This window comes from Enterobacter cloacae complex sp. ECNIH7, assembly GCF_002208095.1.
Taxonomy (GTDB): domain Bacteria; phylum Pseudomonadota; class Gammaproteobacteria; order Enterobacterales; family Enterobacteriaceae; genus Enterobacter; species Enterobacter cloacae_M.
The window spans coordinates 3,679,026-3,697,879 of the sequence record NZ_CP017990.1 but is presented as its reverse complement, the minus strand read 5'-3'; the positions used below and the strand labels follow the sequence as shown (position 1 = coordinate 3,697,879).

Here is an 18,854-nt window from a genome sequence, read left to right as displayed (position 1 = left end):
ATCGGCGCAGAGTATAGCAGTGGGATCGGATTATGTCTCCCGTTTATGATAATATGCCGGAATATTCTTCAGACGCTGAATTCAGACATTAAAAATTATGCTGCAAAACATTCGAATCGTGCTGGTCGAAACATCGCACACCGGCAACATGGGCTCCGTTGCCCGCGCTATGAAAACCATGGGCTTAACGAACCTGTGGCTGGTTAATCCGCTGGTGAAACCTGACTCGCAGGCTATCGCCCTGGCGGCCGGTGCCAGCGACGTGATCGGCAACGCCCAGATCGTCGATACTCTTGACGAAGCGCTGGCCGGCTGCAGCCTCGTTGTCGGGACCAGCGCGCGTTCACGCACGCTGCCGTGGCCGATGCTGGATCCGCGCGAATGCGGCCTGAAAAGCGTCTCAGAAGCGGAGCAGGCACCGGTTGCGCTGGTGTTTGGCCGCGAGCGCGTTGGCCTGACCAACGACGAGCTGCAGAAGTGCCACTATCACGTCGCCATCGCGGCGAACCCGGAATACAGCTCGCTGAACCTGGCGATGGCGGTGCAGGTTATCGCCTATGAGGTGCGTATGGCGTGGCTGGCGACGCAGGAGAAACCGGTCGAACAGAAAGAAGAGACGGCCTACCCGCTGGTGGACGATCTTGAGCGCTTCTATGGTCATCTGGAGCAGACGCTGCTCTCAACCGGCTTTATTCGTGAAGGCCACCCGGGCCAGGTGATGAACAAGCTGCGCCGTATGTTTACCCGCGCTCGCCCGGAAAGCCAGGAGCTGAACATCCTGCGCGGGATTCTGGCGTCGATTGAGCAGAAGAATAAAGAGTAGTGTCGATTTTCCCCTCTCCCCATGGGAGAGGGCAGGGGTGAGGACATCAGGCCGCACCTGGGTTATGAAGGCACGGAACGTTAAATACCTGACTAAAACAGTCAAGTAAATAGTTGACCATTTTAGTCAGGAATGTCAGACTTGACCCTGCTATGCAATACCCCCATTTTACAATAAAAAACCCCGGGCAGGGGCGAGTTTGAGGTTAAGTAAGACATGAGACTGACATCTAAAGGGCGTTATGCCGTGACCGCGATGCTGGACGTTGCGCTCAACTCCGAAGCGGGCCCGGTTCCGTTGGCTGATATTTCTGAACGACAAGGGATCTCCCTCTCTTATCTGGAACAGCTGTTCTCCAGACTGCGTAAAAATGGACTGGTTTCCAGCGTTCGTGGCCCAGGCGGCGGTTATCTGCTGGGTAAAGACGCGGGCAGTATTGCAGTTGGTGAAGTGATTAGCGCAGTTGACGAATCCGTTGACGCGACCCGTTGCCAGGGTAAAGGCGGCTGCCAGGGCGGCGATAAATGCCTGACCCACGCGCTGTGGCGCGATCTGAGCGACCGTCTCACCGGCTTCCTGAACAACATCACCCTGGGTGAACTGGTCAACAACCAGGAAGTTCTGGATGTCTCTGGTCGTCAGCACGGTCAGGATTCCCAACGCAGCACCCGCGCGCAGGACGCTATCGACGTCAAACTGCGCGCGTAATAAAACGATAAAGATTTCAGAATCAGGCCGGGGCGGTCACGCCCCGCGTACTCGGTCGTACATCCAGCCGGTTGCCTGATTCCTTGCATTGAAGCGATGTACGGAGTTTAAAGAGCAATGAAATTACCGATTTATCTCGATTACTCCGCAACCACGCCGGTGGACCCGCGTGTTGCCGAGAAAATGATGCAGTGTCTGACCCTGGACGGAAACTTTGGTAACCCAGCTTCCCGTTCACACCGTTTTGGCTGGCATGCTGAAGAGGCGGTTGATATCGCCCGTAATCAGATTGCCGACCTGGTGGGTGCCGACCCGCGTGAGATTGTATTCACCTCCGGTGCGACCGAATCCGACAACCTGGCGATCAAAGGTGCAGCCAACTTTTATCAGAAAAAAGGCAAGCACATCATCACCAGCAAAACCGAACACAAAGCCGTGCTGGATACCTGCCGCCAGCTGGAGCGTGAAGGGTACGAAGTGACTTACCTGGCGCCACAGAGCAACGGGATCATCGACCTGAAAGAGCTCGAAGCGGCCATGCGTGATGACACCATTCTGGTTTCCATCATGCACGTTAACAACGAAATCGGCGTCGTTCAGGACATCGCAACCATCGGCGAAATGTGCCGCGCGCGCGGTATCATCTATCACGTTGACGCAACCCAGAGCGTGGGCAAACTGCCTATCGATCTGAGCCAGCTGAAAGTGGACCTGATGTCCTTCTCCGGCCACAAAATTTATGGCCCGAAAGGGATCGGCGCGCTGTACGTTCGTCGTAAACCGCGTATCCGCATCGAAGCACAGATGCACGGCGGCGGTCACGAGCGCGGCATGCGTTCCGGCACTCTGCCTGTTCACCAGATCGTGGGCATGGGCGAAGCGTACCGCATTGCAAAAGAAGAGATGGAAACCGAGATGGCGCGCCTGCGCACGCTGCGTAACCGTCTGTGGGACGGCGTGAAAGATATGGAAGAAGTGTATCTGAACGGCGATCTCGAGCAGGGCGCACCGAACATCCTCAACGTCAGCTTCAACTATGTTGAAGGCGAATCGCTGATCATGGCGCTGAAAGACCTGGCCGTTTCTTCCGGTTCCGCCTGTACGTCTGCAAGCCTGGAGCCATCCTACGTGCTGCGCGCGCTGGGCATGACCGACGAGCTGGCACACAGCTCTATCCGTTTCTCTTTAGGTCGTTTCACTACCGAAGAAGAGATTGACTACACCATCAAGCTGGTTCGCAACTCCATCGGCCGTCTGCGCGACCTTTCTCCACTGTGGGAAATGTTCAAGCAGGGCGTGGATCTGAACAGCATTGAATGGTCACATCACTAATCGGTACATAAGGAGAATTCAATCATGGCATACAGCGAAAAAGTCATCGATCATTACGAAAACCCGCGCAACGTTGGCTCTTTTGACAACAGCGACGAATCTGTCGGTAGCGGCATGGTTGGCGCACCGGCGTGTGGCGACGTGATGAAGTTGCAGATTAAAGTCAACAATGAAGGTATCATTGAAGACGCGCGCTTCAAGACCTACGGCTGCGGTTCTGCTATCGCGTCCAGCTCCCTGGTCACCGAATGGGTGAAGGGCAAGTCCCTGGACGAAGCACAGGCAATCAAGAACACCGATATTGCTGAAGAACTCGAACTGCCACCGGTGAAAATTCACTGTTCAATTCTGGCAGAAGACGCGATCAAAGCCGCCATTGCGGACTATAAAAGCAAACGTGAAGCAAAATAATTGAGGTTTGAGTATGTCGATTACCCTTAGCGACAGCGCTGCCGCGCGAGTAAGCTCTTTTCTGGCGAACCGTGGTAAAGGCTTTGGCCTGCGACTGGGCGTACGTACCTCCGGCTGTTCTGGTATGGCTTACGTACTGGAGTTTGTTGACGAGCCGGCGTCTGACGACACCGTGTTTGAAGACAAGGGCGTGAAGGTGGTGGTCGATGGCAAAAGCCTGCAATTCCTCAACGGCACTCAGCTGGACTTCGTTAAAGAAGGCCTGAACGAAGGGTTCAAATTCACGAACCCGAACGTCAAAGACGAGTGTGGTTGCGGCGAAAGCTTCCACGTTTAACCGCGCGTCATCCGAAACCCCACCGTGGCTTACCCGCTGCGCGTGGGGTTTGTTCTAACAGGCTACCCCTGAGATTGTTATGGATTATTTCACTCTCTTCGGACTACCCGTTCAATACCCGATTGATCTCCAGGCGCTGACGATCCGTTTTCAGGATCTTCAGCGTCAGTATCATCCGGATAAATTCGCCAGTGGTACTCAGGCAGAACAGCTGGCTGCGGTATCGCACTCTGCGACCATCAACCAGGCCTGGCAGACGCTGCGCCATCCGCTGGCGCGTGCAGAATATCTGCTCTCGCTCCACGGTTTCGATCTGGCGAGCGAACAGCATACCGTGCGCGACACCGCGTTTCTGATGGAACAGCTGGAGCTTCGCGAAGAGCTGGATGAGATTGAACAGGCCAAAGACGAAGCGCGTCTGGAAAGCTTCATCACGCGCGTGAAGGGCATGTTCGATACCCGCCATCAGCAGATGGTGGAGCAACTGAACAACGAGACCTGGGACGCGGCGGCAGACACTGTGCGCAAACTCCGTTTTCTCGATAAACTGCGAAGCAGTGCTGAACAACTCGAAGAAAAGCTGCTCGATTTTTAATTTCGGAAGCAATTATGGCCTTATTACAAATTAGTGAGCCTGGCTTAAGTGCCGCACCGCACCAGCGTCGTCTGGCGGTGGGTATCGATCTGGGCACCACCAATTCCCTCGTGGCGACCGTGCGCAGCGGCCAGGCGGAAACGCTGGCCGACGAGCAGGGCCGCCATCTGCTGCCTTCCGTGGTCCACTACCAGCAGCAGGGTCACGCGGTCGGCTATGACGCCCGCGCCAACGCCGCGCGCGATCCGGCCAACACCATCAGCTCCGTAAAGCGCATGATGGGCCGCTCGCTGGCCGATATTCAGACCCGCTATCCGCATCTGCCGTATCAGCTGCAGGCCAGTGAAAACGGCCTGCCGATGATTGCGACCGCGGCCGGTCTGCTGAACCCGATTCGCGTTTCCTCCGACATCCTCAAAGCGCTGGCCGCGCGCGCTACGGCGACGCTCGGCGGCGATCTGGACGGCGTAGTCATCACCGTTCCGGCCTATTTTGACGATGCACAGCGCCAGGGCACCAAAGACGCTGCGCGTCTGGCGGGCCTGCACGTGCTGCGCCTGCTGAACGAACCGACGGCGGCGGCGATTGCCTACGGCCTCGACTCCGGTCAGGAAGGGGTCATTGCGGTTTACGATCTCGGCGGCGGTACCTTTGATATCTCGATCCTGCGCTTAAGCCGCGGGGTATTTGAAGTGCTGGCGACCGGCGGGGATTCCGCACTGGGCGGCGATGACTTCGACCATCTGCTGGCGGATTACATTCGCGAGCAGGCAGGCATCAGCGATCGCAGCGATGCGCGCGTGCAGCGTGAACTGCTGGATGCGGCCATCGACGCTAAAATCGCCCTTAGCGATGCGCAGACGGTTACCGTAAATGTTGCGGGCTGGCAGGGAGAGATCGCCCGCGACCAGTTCAGCGATCTGATTGCCCCGCTGGTGAAACGCACCCTGCTGGCCTGCCGTCGCGCACTGAAAGATGCGGGCGTTGAGGCGAACGAGGTGCTGGAAGTGGTCATGGTGGGCGGTTCGACCCGCGTGCCGCTGGTGCGCGAGCGCGTGGGCGAATTCTTTGGCCGCACGCCGCTGACCTCCATCGATCCGGACAAAGTGGTTGCCGTGGGCGCCGCAATCCAGGCCGATATTCTGGTCGGCAACAAGCCGGACAGCGAAATGCTGCTGCTGGACGTCATCCCGCTGTCGCTCGGGTTAGAAACCATGGGCGGCCTGGTAGAGAAAGTGATCCCGCGTAACACCACTATTCCGGTGGCGCGCGCGCAGGAGTTCACGACCTTCAAAGACGGTCAGACCGCGATGTCCATCCACGTAATGCAGGGCGAGCGCGAGCTGGTGCAGGACTGCCGCTCTCTGGCGCGCTTTGCGCTGCGCGGCATCCCGGCGCTGCCTGCGGGCGGGGCGCATATTCGCGTTACCTTCCAGGTGGATGCCGACGGTCTGCTGAGCGTCACGGCGATGGAAAAATCCACCGGCGTGGAATCGTCCATCCAGGTGAAGCCGTCCTACGGCCTGACCGATGGCGAAATCGCCTCCATGATTCAGGACTCAATGAGCTACGCCGAGCAGGATGTGAAGGCGCGTATGCTGGCTGAACAGAAAGTTGAAGCCGCCCGCGTGCTGGAGAGCCTGAACGGCGCGCTCGCTGCCGATGCCGCGCTGTTAAGCGCCGCTGAGCGCCAGGTGATTGACGACGCTGCCGCGCGCTTAAGCGCAGTAGCAGAAGGCAATGACGCTGACGCAATAGAAGAAGCCATTAAAAACGTTGATAAACAAACCCAGGACTTTGCTGCTCGCCGCATGGACAAATCTGTCCGCGTCGCGCTGAAAGGCCAGTCCGTGGACGAGGTTTAATATGCCAAAGATTGTTATTTTGCCTCATGCGGACCTCTGTCCGGATGGCGCTGTTCTGGAAGCGAAGACCGGTGAAACCATTCTCGATGTTGCCCTGCGTGCAGGTATCGAAGTGGAACACGCCTGTGAAAAATCCTGTGCCTGCACCACCTGCCACTGCATCGTGCGTGAAGGTTTTGACTCTCTCGCCGAGAGCACCGAAGACGAAGACGACATGCTGGATAAAGCATGGGGTCTGGAGCCTGACAGCCGCCTGAGCTGCCAGGCCGCGGTGACCGATGAAGATCTGGTCGTGGAATTCCCACGCTACACCATCAACCACGCACGCGAGCATTGATATGGGACTTAAGTGGACAGACAGCCGTGAAATCGGCGAAGCGCTCTACGATGCGAACCCGGATCTCGATCCTAAGACCGTACGATTCACCGACATGCATCAGTGGATCTGCGATTTAGAGGATTTCGACGACGATCCAAACGCATCCAATGAAAAAATTCTGGAGGCGATTCTGTTAGTCTGGTTAGATGAAGCAGAATAATTTCCACGTCATGCTTCACGTTGCCGATGCGTTGGCTGCGCTTGTTCACCCCGGTCACAGAGTTATCTCTGCTCCCGGGGATTCACTCGCTTACCGCCTTCCTGCAACGCGAATCATTTAGTGGAAAGAGACTCTATGGGCTGCCTTCAGGCGGCCCGTTTGCTAATAAGGATAAATAAAATGACCGAAGCGATGAAGATTACGCTCTCTACGCAGCCAGCCGATGCGCGCTGGGGCGAGAAAGCCACCTACAGCATCAACAACGACGGCATTACCCTGCACCTGACGGGCAACGATGATTTGGGCCTGATCCAGCGCGCCGCGCGTAAAATTGACGGCCTGGGGATTAAGCATGTGTCCCTGGAAGGCGAAGGCTGGGACACCGACCGCAGCTGGGCATTCTGGGCTGGCTACAAAGGGCCGAAAGGCACCCGCAAAATTGAGTGGGCAAACCTTGACGCTGCCGGTCAAAAAGAGCTGGAAAGCCGCCTGCAAATCATCGACTGGGTGCGTGACACCATCAACGCCCCGGCGGAAGAGCTTGGTCCTGAGCAGCTGGCGCAGCGCGCGGTTGACCTGCTGTGCGGCGTGGCGGGCGACAAGATGTCCTACCGCATTACCAAAGGTGAAGATCTGCGCGAGCAGAATTACATGGGCATCCACACCGTGGGTCGTGGTTCTGAGCGTCCTCCGGTCCTGCTGGCGCTGGATTACAACCCAACCGGCGATAAAGCGGCGCCGGTCTTTGCCTGCCTGGTGGGTAAAGGTATCACCTTCGATACCGGCGGCTACAGCCTGAAGCAGAGCGCGTTCATGGACTCCATGAAGTCCGACATGGGCGGCGCGGCAACTATCACCGGCGCGCTGGCGTTCGCCATCACCCGCGGTCTGAACAAGCGCGTGAAGCTGTATCTGTGCTGCGCGGACAACATGGTGAGCGGTAACGCCTTCAAGCTGGGCGACATTATTCGCTATCGCAACGGCAAAAACGTCGAAGTGATGAACACCGACGCCGAAGGCCGCCTGGTGCTGGCCGATGGCCTGATCGACGCGTCTGCGCAGAAGCCAGAGCTGATTATTGACATGGCGACCCTGACCGGCGCGGCAAAAACCGCCCTGGGCAACGACTACCACGCGCTGTTCAGCTTTGACGACAAGCTGGCCGCTCGCCTGCTGGCAAGCGCCGCTGCCGAAAACGAACCGTTCTGGCGTCTGCCGCTGGCCGAGTTCCACCGCAGCCAGCTGCCGTCCAACTTTGCCGAGCTGAACAACACCGCGAGCGCGGCGTACCCTGCGGGTGCAAGCACGGCGGCAGGCTTCCTGTCCCACTTCGTTGAGAATTATCACGAAGGCTGGCTGCACATCGACTGCTCCGCAACCTACCGTAAAGCGGCGGTTGAGCAGTGGTCCGCTGGCGCGACCGGTCTGGGCGTGCGTACCGTGGCGAACCTGCTGACGGCTGAGTAATCTTTATTGCCCTCACCCTAACCCTCTCCCAAGGGGAGAGGGGATGGTTTGCTCACTATCCCTTGAGGAAGAGGGCCGGGGAGAGGGGAAATGCATCATCTGGAATTGTTATGTCCGAAACCAAAAACGAATTAGAAACCCTGCTGGAGCAGGCGGCGACCGAGCCCGCCCACCGTCCGGCATTTTTCCGCACGCTGCTGGAATCCACCGTCTGGGTGCCGGGAACCGCGGCGGAAGGTGAGCAGGTTGTAGAAGACAGCGCGCTGGATTTGCTGCACTGGGAGAAAGACGACGGCACGTCGGTGATCCCGTTCTTTACCTCGCTGGAAGCTCTGCAGGAAGCGGTAGAAGACGAACAGGCGTTCGTGGTGATGCCGGTGCGTACCCTGTTTGAAATGACGCTGGGCCAGACGCTGTTCCTTAACGCGAAGCTGCCGACCGGGAAAGAGTTTACGCCGCGTGAAATCAGCCATCTGATAGGCGAAGAGGGCAACCCGCTCAGCACCCAGGAAGTGCTGGAAGGGGGCGAAACGCTGCTGCTGTCTGAAGTGGCCGAGCCGCCCGCGCAGATGATTGATTCCCTGACGACGCTGTTCAAAACCCTGAAACCGGTTAGACGCGCGTTTCTCTGCTCCATTAAAGAGCGTGCGGACGAGCAGCCGGTGCTGCTGATTGGTATTGAGGCGGACGGCGATATCGACGACATCATTCAGGCGGCGGGAAGCGTGGCGACCGACACGCTGCCGGGCGACGAGCCGATTGATATCTGCCAGGTGAAGAACGGTGAAAAGGGCATCAGCCACTTTATTACCGAGCACATCACCCCGTTCTACGAGCGTCGCTGGGGCGGCTTCCTGCGCGATCTCAAAACCAACCGCATCATCTGATTACGGCGGGGTGAATATCACCCCGTTGCTTCCAGCAGCAGTAAATCCATCAGCAGCACCAGATTCGACTCAAACGACGTCACCCCCGCGGCTTCGGCGGCGAAGTGTACCGCTTCGTCATAGAGGGCAAAATGCACGTCCGCCATCCCCGCCAGCGTATTGGCCGAGGCGCGGGTAAACGCGACAATAGTCATACCGACGTTTTTGGCAATCCGCGCTTTATCCAGCACCTGCTCCGTTTCGCCGCTGCGCGAGACGGCAATAAACACCTGATAGCGTGAGGCGTTGCTGAGGAAAATATTCCGGCTGTCTCCCGGCCCGGAGATAAACGCCGTTTTGCCCAGCACCTGCAGCTTCTTGGTCAGGTACTCCGCAAACAGATAGGAAAAACCGGCCCCGTAGAGAAAGAAGCTCTCTTTCTGGCGCAGCAGGTCGGCAAATTGCTGGCGCTTCTCCTGCGTGACCCACTGGAAGGTGTGCTGATAGTTGGCGATAAACTGATTAAACAGCACCGGGAGTTCTGGAAGGGAGGGCGCCTGGGCGGCAATATGCGGCGTGTCGGAGAGCAATTGCTTGCAGTGCCAGATAAACTCGCTAAAGCCGCTAAACCCCAGCTTCTGACACAGCCGCATGATGGTGGCGGTGGAAACAAATGTCGCCTGCGCCAGCTCTCGCACCGTGATGTTGCCCACCAGCATCGGGTGCTCCGTGAGGTGGGCGAGGACGCGATACTCCGCGCGGGTCAGCGACGCACCGCGCGTTAACAGCGTGGCCAGGCGGTTATCCATTATTTCGCGGGTTCGACAGGAAGATCGTCCCGCGCACCCCATTCGCTCCAGGCACCGTCGTAAAGCGTGACGTCGTTTACGCCAAGCGTGGCGAGCGCCAGGATCACCACGCAGGCCGTTACGCCGGAGCCGCAGCTGGCAATAATCGGACGGTGTAAATCAACGCCGGCACGGTCAAAAATGGCGCGCAGCTCGTCGGTGGTTTTCAGCTCTCCCTCAAACACCAGATCGCCCCACTGCACGTTCAGCGCCCCCGGAATATGTCCGCGCTTCAGCCCCGGACGCGGTTCATCCGCTTCGGCATTGAAGCGCGGAGCAGGACGGGCATCGACGATTTGCGCCGTTTTTTCATGGCTCACGACCAGCACGTCGGTCAGGCGTTTTACCACGTGCGCGTCGAACGTGGCGTCGAACTCGCCTTCCGGAAGCGTCACGTCACCCTGCTGGAGCGGCAGCTCGTCGCGCTTCCAGCCCGCCAGCCCGCCCGCCAGAATAGAGACTTTTTCCACGCCGAAGTTCTTCAGCATCCACCACGCGCGCGGGGCGGAGAAGAGGTTACCTTCATCATAGACAACAAGGTGTTTGTCTTTGCTGACGCCCAGCTCGCGCATCGCCACGGAAAACGCTTCCGGGCGCGGCAGCATGTGCGGCAGGGGAGAGTTGCGATCGGAGAGGGCTTCGATATCAAAAAATACCGCGCCAGGAAGATGTCCGGCACGGTATTCCGCGACCATATCGCGAAGGTGTTCCTGCCCGGCCGGGGCCATACGCGCGTCAATAATCTGAACTTCCGGATCGTCACCGTGCTCAATCAGCCAGTCGGCGGCGACAAAATATGAGGTGGACATGGGTTGCCTCCATTCTTTTCCGTAAAAAAGGATTGTCGGTGTTTTTTCTGACACCGACAAGCAAACCACGTTCAACTCGCGAGCAAGCCCCTATTTTTTCACCGGTTCGCCATCCTGCCAGGCTTTTTGCAGCGCAGGCCAGTAGTCGCGGTTGGCCTCGATCATCTCATCCAGAATCGCCTTCGCGTGTTCCATGGTCGGCACGGTGCGGTTGAGGGTGAACGCCTGCAGGGCTTTCTCATAGCTTCCTTCGATTGTCGCCTCAACCAGCAGCTGTTCAGAGGCGAGCTGCTGTTGCAAAAGGGTCTGATGGAACAGCGGCACCTGACCGACGCGAATCGGTTCCGGGCCTTCGGAGGTGATATAAGCGGGCACTTCCACCACCGCATCGTAAGGCAGGTTGGTAATCGCCCCGCGGTTTTCCACCATCACCAGATGGCGGCTTCGCAGGTTAAAGGCCAGCGAGCAGGCGACATCGACGATAAACTCGCCGTGCACGCCCACGTGGAAGGCGTCCGGCAGGATCCCGGTGCGCTTATATTCTTCGGCTGCGGCGAATAGCTTTTTCTCGCGCCCGTCCATGACTTCATTGGCGCGGGTATAGTCCGGGTTCTGATGCTCCACAATCTGGTTCGGCATCAGGTAGTACTGCAGGTACGGGTTCGGCAGATACTCCGGGAAGTTGTCCATGATTGGCTTAATGTTGCGCCAGGTTTTTACCCACGAAGGATCCGAGTGCTGCGGGTCGGTTTTGGCCGCGTCTTCCGTCAGCAGGCCAAACTTCGCGATATGTTTACGCAGCTCGGGAAGCTTGTCTTCGCCGTCCACCAGCACGCGGGTAAACCAGCCGAAGTGGTTCAGGCCGAAGTAGTCCACCTCCAGCCTGCGGCGATCGACACCCAGAATCGCCCCCATATTGCGCATTGCAGCCACAGGCATATCGCAGATGTTAAGAACCCGCGCGTCCGGACGCAGCCGGCGCACGCCCTCCGCGACGATCGCCGCCGGGTTGGAGTAGTTCACGATCCAGGCTTTTTCGTGCGCGTAGCGATCGACCAGATCGATAAGCTCCACCATTGGCAGGATCGTGCGCAGCCCGTACGCCAGGCCGCCGGGCCCGCACGTTTCCTGCCCGACCACGCCGTGGCGCAGCGGGATCTTCTCATCCTGTTCGCGCATCTTGTACTGGCCGACGCGCATCTGGGCGAAGACGAAATGCGCGCCGCTGAACGCCACTTCCGGGTCACTGGTAACGGTGAACTTGATGCTCTGGCTGTGGTCGCGAATGACCTTTTCGACGACGGGCGCAATGGTGTTCTGGCGCGCCTCGTCGATGTCATAAAGGCGGATTTCAGCCAGCGGGAAATCCTGCAGGCGCACCATCAGGCTTTTCACAATGCCCGGCGTGTAGGTGCTACCGCCGCCGGCAATCGACAGAATGAATGGGGGTGTAAACATCTTTAGCTCCTTTCAGAGAAACGTCTCAACGGCTTCTCGCATTTTTTTGACGTGCAGCCCGTAGACCACCTGAACGTTGTTACCTTGTTTGATAATCCCTTTCGCGCCGGTCGCCTTGAGCCGCGGCTCGTCGATAATGGCGACGTCCTTCACCGTGACGCGTAAGCGGGTGTAGCAGTTGTCCACCACCTCAATGTTTTCCCTGCCGCCCAGACCCGTCACGATGGATTCGCCCAGCCCGTCGTTATTGCCCTTCGCCTGGTACTCCTGCTTGCTGTAGAGGCGCGTCTCCCGATCGTCATCCTCACGGCCCGGCGTTTTCATGTTGAAGCGCAGGATCAGGAAGCGGAACACCACGAAGTAGAGGGCAAACATGATCAGCCCGACCACGAGGTACATCGGCCAGTTGGACTTCTCCGTGCCGAGGGGCAGGTTATAGAGGATAAAGTCGATAATCCCGTTGGCGCCGATGGCGTGAACGCCCAGCAGCGAGAACAGCATCATGCCGATGCCGGTCAGCACCGCGTGCACCACGAACAGCAGCGGGGCGACGAACAGGAAGGAGAACTCAATCGGCTCGGTTACGCCGACCAGCAGCGAGGTCAGCGCCGCCGGGATCAGAATGGCTTTCGCAATGGCTTTACGCTCCGGCTTTGCGGTCATATACATCGCCAGGGCTGCGGCAGGCAGGCCGAACATCTTGCTGATGCCGCGGGCGTCCCACACCACGGTGCTGCTGAGCTGCTTCACGTCCGGGCAGGCCATCTCGGCGAAATAGATATTGCGCGCGCCCTGATAGCTTGCGCCGCACACCTCCTGCGTGCCGCCCAGCTCGGTATAGAGGAATGGGGTATAAACCAGACGGTGCAGGCCGGTGGGGACCAGAATACGTTCCAGGAAACCGTAGATTGCCACGCCAAACGGCCCGGAACCTTTGATGGCCAGCGCCAGGGCGCTAATGCCGTGCTGGGCAAAGGGCCATAGTTCACTCATCACCACGCCGAGCAGCATGGAGACCGGAAGCATGACGATGGCGACAAAACAGTGGCCGGAGTAAATCGCCATCGCGCCGTTAAACTGTACGCCGGAGTATTTGTTGTACAGATATCCGGAGAGCGCACCGGTCAGGATCCCGGCAAAAACGCCCATCTCCAGCACCTGCACGCCCAGCACCATGGTCTGTCCGGCCGCTTTCATCTGGGCCGCTGGCGCCAGCGCGCCCTGCAGCTGTAGCGTGACGTTCATGGCGTTGATGAACACGATAAAGGTGACCAGGCCAATCAGCGCGGCATAGCCTTTATCACGCGTCGCCAGACCAATCGGGATACCGACGGCAAACACCAGCGCGAGGTTGACCAGTACCGACACGGCAGATTTCGCGATAAGCTGACCAATATGCTGAATCAGCGGATGGCCCAGAAACGGCAGGTATTCAGCGAGACTACCGTTACCCAGCACGTTACCAAAGGCGATAAACAGACCGACGATCGGTAAGATAAGTACCGGTCCGTACAATGATTTTCCGAAATTTTGTAGGGCGTTCACGGCTCGTTTCATGGCTTTCTCTCTTTTTGAACCGCGCACTCGGGGTGCGTCATGGTCATAAAACTAGCAGCCTTCAGGCGAGCTTAGCCAGCTATCTTCTTGTTTTAAAAACAAATGACTTGAAAGGTAACATGTGACGTTATGTGCTGTGATCGCGGTTCCATCACGGCGTAGCGACGTGATGCCATTCTGCGAGACGTTTTCCAGTTTTTAAAATTGGCCTTTTTGAATTAATGAAACTTGCGGATAATACTTATCCGGACGACGACCAACAGGCTCCATGGGCCAGGGATAAAGGATGAAACCGTTTCGCTTAGCCGCGCTCTCTCTTGCGCTGCTTACCACGTTTACGCTTGTCGGCTGTGATAACAGCGACGATAAACCCCAGGCTGCGGCTCCCGCGGCATCCACCGCATCGACACCGAAAGCCGCGGAAAAGCCCAATGCTGACACGCTGGCTAAACTGGCTGCCCAGAGTCAGGGAAAAGCGCTGACGTTGCTGGATACCTCTGAAGTTCAGCTCGACGGTGCCGCCACGCTGGTGCTGACCTTTTCTGTTCCGCTAAATCCCGATCAGGATTTCACCAAAACGGTGCATGTCGTGGATAAGAAAAGCGGCAAGGTTGACGGGGCGTGGGAACTTGCGCCTAACCTGAAAGAGCTTCGCCTGCGCCATCTGGAGCCTAACCGTAACCTGGTCGTCACCGTTGAACGTGACCTGCAGGCGCTGAACAAGGCGACGTTTGGCATTGATTATGAAAAAGCCCTGACCACCCGGGACATTGAACCCACCGTTGGTTTTGCCAGCCGCGGCTCGCTGCTGCCGGGTAAGGTGGTGGAAGGTCTGCCGGTGATGGCGCTCAACGTCAACAATGTCGATGTCAACTTTTACCGCGTGAAGCCGGAATCGCTGGCCTCCCTTGTCAGCCAGTGGGAGTACCGTAACTCGCTGACCAACTGGGAATCCAATAACCTGCTGAAGATGGCGGAGCTGGTTTACACCGGTCGATTCGATCTTAATCCGGCACGCAATACGCGCGAAAAATTGCTGCTGCCCCTGAAGGATATTAAACCGCTCCAGCAGTCTGGCGTTTACATCGCGGTCATGAACCAGGCAGGGCACTACAACTACAGCAACGCCGCAACGCTCTTTACCTTAAGCGATATTGGTCTGTCCGCTCACCGTTACCATAACCGCCTGGATATTTTCACTCAGAGTCTGGAAAACGGTGCGGCGCAGTCCGGCGTGACCGTCACGCTGCTGAACGACAAAGGCCAGACTCTCGCTGAGGCGAAGAGCGACGCTGACGGTCATGCGAAGCTTGAAACGGACAAAGAAGCCGCGCTGATTCTGGCGAGCAAAGACGGCCAGACCACGCTGCTTGACCTCAAGCTTCCGGCGCTGGATCTGGCGGAGTTCGATATTGCCGGTAGCCCCGGCTACAGCAAGCAATTCTTCATGTTTGGCCCGCGCGATCTCTATCGTCCGGGTGAAACAGTGATCCTCAACGGCCTGCTGCGCGACAGTGACGGTAAGCCGCTTCCCGATCAGCCCGTGAAGCTTGACGTGCTGCGCCCGGATGGACAGGTCGCGCGTACGATTGTCGTCAAGCCAGAGAATGGGCTCTATCGCTTTAACTATCCGCTGGACAGCGGGGCGCAGACCGGTATGTGGCATATCCGCGCCAACACGGGCGATAACCTGCAGCGCCTGTGGGACTTCCACGTCGAAGACTTCATGCCCGAGCGTATGGCGCTGAACCTGAGCGGACAAAAATCGCCGGTTTCACCGCAGGATAACGTGGACTTTAACGTGGTGGGCTATTACCTGTATGGCGCACCGGCCAACGGTAATTCCCTGCAGGGCCAGCTTTTCCTGCGTCCGCTGCGTGACGCGGTGGCTGCGCTGCCGGGCTTCCAGTTTGGCGATATCGCCGAGGAGAACCTGAGCCGCAGCCTGGATGAAGTTCAGCTTACGCTTGATGAGCAGGGGCGTGGGCAGGTTTCTACCGAAAGCCAGTGGAAAGAGGTGCACTCTCCGCTGCAGCTGATCCTGCAGGCCAGCCTGCTGGAGTCGGGCGGTCGTCCGGTGACGCGTCGCACCGAGCAGGCCATCTGGCCAGCGGCTGAGCTGCCGGGTATTCGCCCTCAGTTCGCCAGTAAAGCCGTTTACGACTACCGCACCGATACCACCGTCAACCAGCCGATTGTTGACGAGAACGGTAACGCCAGCTTCGACATTGTTTACGCCGATGCCAGCGGAGCGAAAAAGGCCGTTTCCGGGTTACAGGTTCGCCTGATTCGCGAGCGTCGGGACTACTTCTGGAACTGGTCAGAGAGCGAAGGCTGGCAGTCTCAGTTCGATCAGAAAGATCTGGTTGAAGGCGAGCAGGAGCTGACGCTCAAGGCCGACGAGACGGGTAAAGTCACCTTCCCGGTGGAGTGGGGCTCTTATCGTCTGGAGGTGAAAGCGCCTGATGAGATGGTCAGCAGCGTACGCTTCTGGGCGGGATACAGCTGGCAGGATAACAGCGACGGCACAGGGGCTGCACGCCCTGACCGCGTGACGCTGAAGCTGGATAAGCCAGCCTATCAGCCAGGCGATACCATCAACCTGCACATTGCCGCGCCGGCAGCAGGTAAGGGCTATGCGATGATTGAGTCCAGCGAAGGGCCGCTGTGGTGGAAAGAGATCGACGTACCGGCAAACGGGCTTGATCTCGCTATCCCGGTCGACAAAGCCTGGAAACGTCACGATCTTTACCTCAGCACGCTGGTGGTACGTCCGGGTGATAAATCCAAATCCGCCACGCCGAAACGCGCGGTCGGCCTGCTGCATCTGCCGATGGGCGACGAAAATCGCCGTCTGAACATTGCGCTTGATAACCCACAGAAGATGCGTCCAAATCAGACGCTCTCGGTGAAGGTGAAAGCCAGCGTGAAAGAGGGTGCCGTGCCGCAGAAGGTTAACGTACTGGTCTCGGCGGTAGACAGCGGCGTGTTGAATATTACCGATTACGTCACGCCGGATCCGTGGCAGGCTTTCTTTGGTCAGAAGCGCTACGGCGCGGATATCTACGATATTTACGGCCAGGTCATCGAAGGGCAGGGCCGCCTTGCCGCGCTGCGCTTTGGTGGTGACGGTGATGAACTTAAGCGCGGCGGTAAACCGCCGGTGAACCACGTCACCATTATTGCCCAGCAGGCACAGCCGGTCACGCTGGATACCAACGGAGAAGGCACGGTTGCGCTGCCGATAGGAGACTTCAACGGTGAGCTGCGTCTGATGGCGCAGGCCTGGACGGAGGACGATTTCGGCAGCAGTGAAAGCAAGGTTGTGGTGGCCGCGCCGGTCATTGCCGAGCTTAATACGCCGCGATTCCTGGCAAGCGGGGATACCTCGCGGCTGACGCTGGATATCACTAACCTCACCGACCAGCCGCAAACGCTGAACGTCGCCCTGACCGCGACAGGAAAACTGTCGCTGGAAGGCGGGCAGCCGCAGCCGATTCAGCTGTCTCCTGGCGCACGCAACACCCTGTTTATTCCGGTGCGTGCGCTGGACGGTTATGGTGACGGTGAAGTGATCGCTCAGGTGACTGGCCTGCAGCTCCCGGGTGAGACCTTCGCCCCGCAGCAGAAGAGCTGGAAAATCGGCGTGCGTCCGGCATTCCCGGCGCAGACGGTGAATACCGGTGCCATGCTGAATCCCGGCGAGTCCTGGACCGCACCGGCGCAGCACAGTAACGGTTTCTCTCCTGCTACCCTGCAGGGACAGCTGCTGCTGAGCGGCAAACCACCGCTTAACCTGGCGCGCTATATTCGCGAACTGCAGGCGTATCCGTATGGCTGCCTGGAACAGACCACCAGTGGCCTGTTCCCGTCGCTCTACACCAACGCGGCGCAGCTGACTGCACTTGGCATCAAAGGCGACACCGATGATAAGCGCCGTGCGGCGATTGATATTGGCATCTCTCGCCTGCTGCAGATGCAGCGTGAGGACGGTGGTTTTGCGCTGTGGGATAAAAACGGCCCGGAAGAGTACTGGCTGACGGCCTACGTGACCGACTTCCTGGTGCGCGCGGGCGAGCAGGGTTACAGCGTACCTGCCGATGCGGTGAATAACGCCAATAACCGCCTGCTGCGCTACCTGCAGGATCCGGGAATGATGTCCATTCGCTACAGCGATGATACTCAGGCCAGCAAGTTCGCCGTGCAGGCCTATGCCGCGCTGGTGCTGGCACGTCAGCAAAAAGCGCCGCTGGGCGCGCTGCGTGAAATCTGGGATCGCCACGAGCAGGCGGCTTCCGGGTTGCCGCTGATGCAGCTGGGTATGGCGCTCAAACTGATGGGCGATGCACCGCGCAGCCAGCAGGCGCTGGACCTGGCACTCAAAACGCCGCGTAACGACAGCAAAACCTGGATGGCCGATTACGGCAGCCAGCTTCGTGATAACGCTCTGATGCTCTCCCTGCTGGAGGAGTACAAGCTGCTGCCGGATGCGCAGAATACGCTGCTGAATGCTCTGTCTGAACAGGCCTTCAGCCAGCGCTGGCTGTCAACGCAGGAGAGCAATGCGCTGTTCCTGGCCGGACGTTCGCTGCAAACCTTGTCCGGTACATGGCAGGCGAAAACCTCTCTGTCTGAGACCGCATCTGGCGGCGATAAGTCACTGGTACAAAACGTGAGCGGCGACCAGCTTGGCGCGCTGCAGGTGACCAATACTGGCACGACTCCGCTGTGGGTGCGTCTGGGCAGCACCGGCTATCCGGAATACGCGCCTCAGCCGAGCGCGAACGTGCTGCAGGTTGAACGTCATATCCTGGCAACCGACGGCAGCACTAAATCACTCTCTTCCCTGAAGAGCGGTGAGCTGGTGCTGGTGTGGCTGGAAGTTAAAGCCAGCCAGAACGTGCCGGATGCGCTGGTGGTGGATCTCCTCCCTGCGGGTCTGGAGCTGGAAAACCAGAACCTGGCAAGCAGCAGCGCCAGCCTGCAGGACAGCGGTAGCGAAGTACAGAACCTGCTCAGCCAGATGCAGCAGGCGGACATTCAGCATATGGAATTCCGCGACGACCGCTTTGTGGCCGCCGTGCCGGTAAATGAAGGTCAGCCAGTCACGCTGGTCTATCTGGCGCGCGCCGTGACGCCGGGAACCTATCAGGTGCCGGTCCCGATGGTGGAGTCTATGTACGTTCCGCAGTGGCGGGCAACGGGGGCGGCCAGCGGCCCGCTGATTGTTGTTCCGTAA

At 58.5% G+C, this 18,854-nt stretch carries 16 protein-coding genes; 12 read left to right on the top strand and 4 right to left on the bottom strand.

Annotation, left to right across the window (positions count from 1 at the left end; genetic code table 11):
- Positions 1-97 precede the first annotated feature (97 nt).
- From trmJ to sseB, 11 genes are all read left to right on the top strand, one after another.
- Complete coding sequence (trmJ, locus tag WM95_RS18120) at positions 98-823, top strand: tRNA (cytosine(32)/uridine(32)-2'-O)-methyltransferase TrmJ (RefSeq protein ID WP_029741152.1); 726 nt, start codon at positions 98-100, stop codon at positions 821-823.
- A 216-nt stretch (positions 824-1,039) separates the two neighbouring features.
- Positions 1,040-1,531, top strand: coding sequence for a Fe-S cluster assembly transcriptional regulator IscR (iscR, locus tag WM95_RS18115; RefSeq protein ID WP_023308826.1), 492 nt, complete (start codon positions 1,040-1,042; stop codon positions 1,529-1,531).
- 117 nt (positions 1,532-1,648) lie between these two features.
- Positions 1,649-2,863, top strand: coding sequence for a cysteine desulfurase (iscS, locus tag WM95_RS18110; protein WP_008502157.1), 1,215 nt, complete (start codon positions 1,649-1,651; stop codon positions 2,861-2,863).
- Between the two features lie 24 nt (positions 2,864-2,887).
- Complete coding sequence (gene iscU, locus WM95_RS18105) at positions 2,888-3,274, top strand: Fe-S cluster assembly scaffold IscU (RefSeq protein ID WP_003860661.1); 387 nt, start codon at positions 2,888-2,890, stop codon at positions 3,272-3,274.
- Positions 3,275-3,287: 13 nt separating this feature from the next.
- Complete coding sequence (iscA, locus tag WM95_RS18100) at positions 3,288-3,611, top strand: iron-sulfur cluster assembly protein IscA (RefSeq protein WP_003860659.1); 324 nt, start codon at positions 3,288-3,290, stop codon at positions 3,609-3,611.
- A gap of 79 nt (positions 3,612-3,690) precedes the next feature.
- Positions 3,691-4,206: a co-chaperone HscB gene (gene hscB, locus WM95_RS18095; protein ID WP_023308825.1), complete on the top strand. Its 516-nt coding sequence runs from the start codon at positions 3,691-3,693 to the stop codon at positions 4,204-4,206.
- 14 nt (positions 4,207-4,220) lie between these two features.
- Complete coding sequence (gene hscA, locus WM95_RS18090; protein WP_023333038.1) at positions 4,221-6,071, top strand: Fe-S protein assembly chaperone HscA; 1,851 nt, start codon at positions 4,221-4,223, stop codon at positions 6,069-6,071.
- 1 nt (position 6,072) lies between these two features.
- Positions 6,073-6,408: an ISC system 2Fe-2S type ferredoxin gene (gene fdx, locus WM95_RS18085; protein ID WP_003860652.1), complete on the top strand. Its 336-nt coding sequence runs from the start codon at positions 6,073-6,075 to the stop codon at positions 6,406-6,408.
- Between the two features lies 1 nt (position 6,409).
- Positions 6,410-6,610: a Fe-S cluster assembly protein IscX gene (gene iscX, locus WM95_RS18080; protein WP_003860650.1), complete on the top strand. Its 201-nt coding sequence runs from the start codon at positions 6,410-6,412 to the stop codon at positions 6,608-6,610.
- 180 nt (positions 6,611-6,790) lie between these two features.
- On the top strand, positions 6,791-8,077 hold the full coding sequence (gene pepB / locus WM95_RS18075) for an aminopeptidase PepB (protein WP_023308823.1): 1,287 nt from the start codon (positions 6,791-6,793) through the stop codon (positions 8,075-8,077).
- A gap of 110 nt (positions 8,078-8,187) precedes the next feature.
- A complete protein-coding gene (gene sseB / locus WM95_RS18070; protein ID WP_023308822.1) occupies positions 8,188-8,964 on the top strand; it encodes an enhanced serine sensitivity protein SseB in 777 nt (258 codons plus the stop codon).
- Between the two features lie 17 nt (positions 8,965-8,981).
- On the opposite strand, the gene WM95_RS18065 is transcribed toward sseB, so the two are convergent.
- The 4 genes from WM95_RS18065 to WM95_RS18050 form a co-directional block, all read right to left on the bottom strand.
- Positions 8,982-9,752, bottom strand: a complete 771-nt coding sequence (locus WM95_RS18065; RefSeq protein WP_045399628.1) for a MurR/RpiR family transcriptional regulator — start codon at positions 9,750-9,752, stop codon at positions 8,982-8,984.
- Complete coding sequence (gene sseA, locus WM95_RS18060; protein WP_063408277.1) at positions 9,752-10,600, bottom strand: 3-mercaptopyruvate sulfurtransferase; 849 nt, start codon at positions 10,598-10,600, stop codon at positions 9,752-9,754. Before sseA ends, WM95_RS18065 begins: the two co-directional genes overlap by 1 nt.
- A 90-nt stretch (positions 10,601-10,690) precedes the next feature.
- The gene (locus tag WM95_RS18055; protein WP_088544913.1) at positions 10,691-12,058 is read right to left on the bottom strand and encodes a 6-phospho-alpha-glucosidase; all 1,368 of its coding nucleotides are present in this window, start codon (positions 12,056-12,058) and stop codon (positions 10,691-10,693) included.
- Positions 12,059-12,070: 12 nt separating this feature from the next.
- Positions 12,071-13,615 carry a PTS transporter subunit EIIC gene (locus WM95_RS18050; RefSeq protein WP_063408279.1) on the bottom strand — a complete coding sequence of 515 codons (1,545 nt, stop codon included), beginning with the start codon at positions 13,613-13,615 and terminating at the stop codon, positions 12,071-12,073.
- A gap of 286 nt (positions 13,616-13,901) precedes the next feature.
- Here WM95_RS18050 and WM95_RS18045 point away from each other — a divergent pair, with 286 nt between their 5' ends.
- Positions 13,902-18,854, top strand: a complete 4,953-nt coding sequence (locus tag WM95_RS18045) for an alpha-2-macroglobulin family protein (protein WP_088544912.1) — start codon at positions 13,902-13,904, stop codon at positions 18,852-18,854.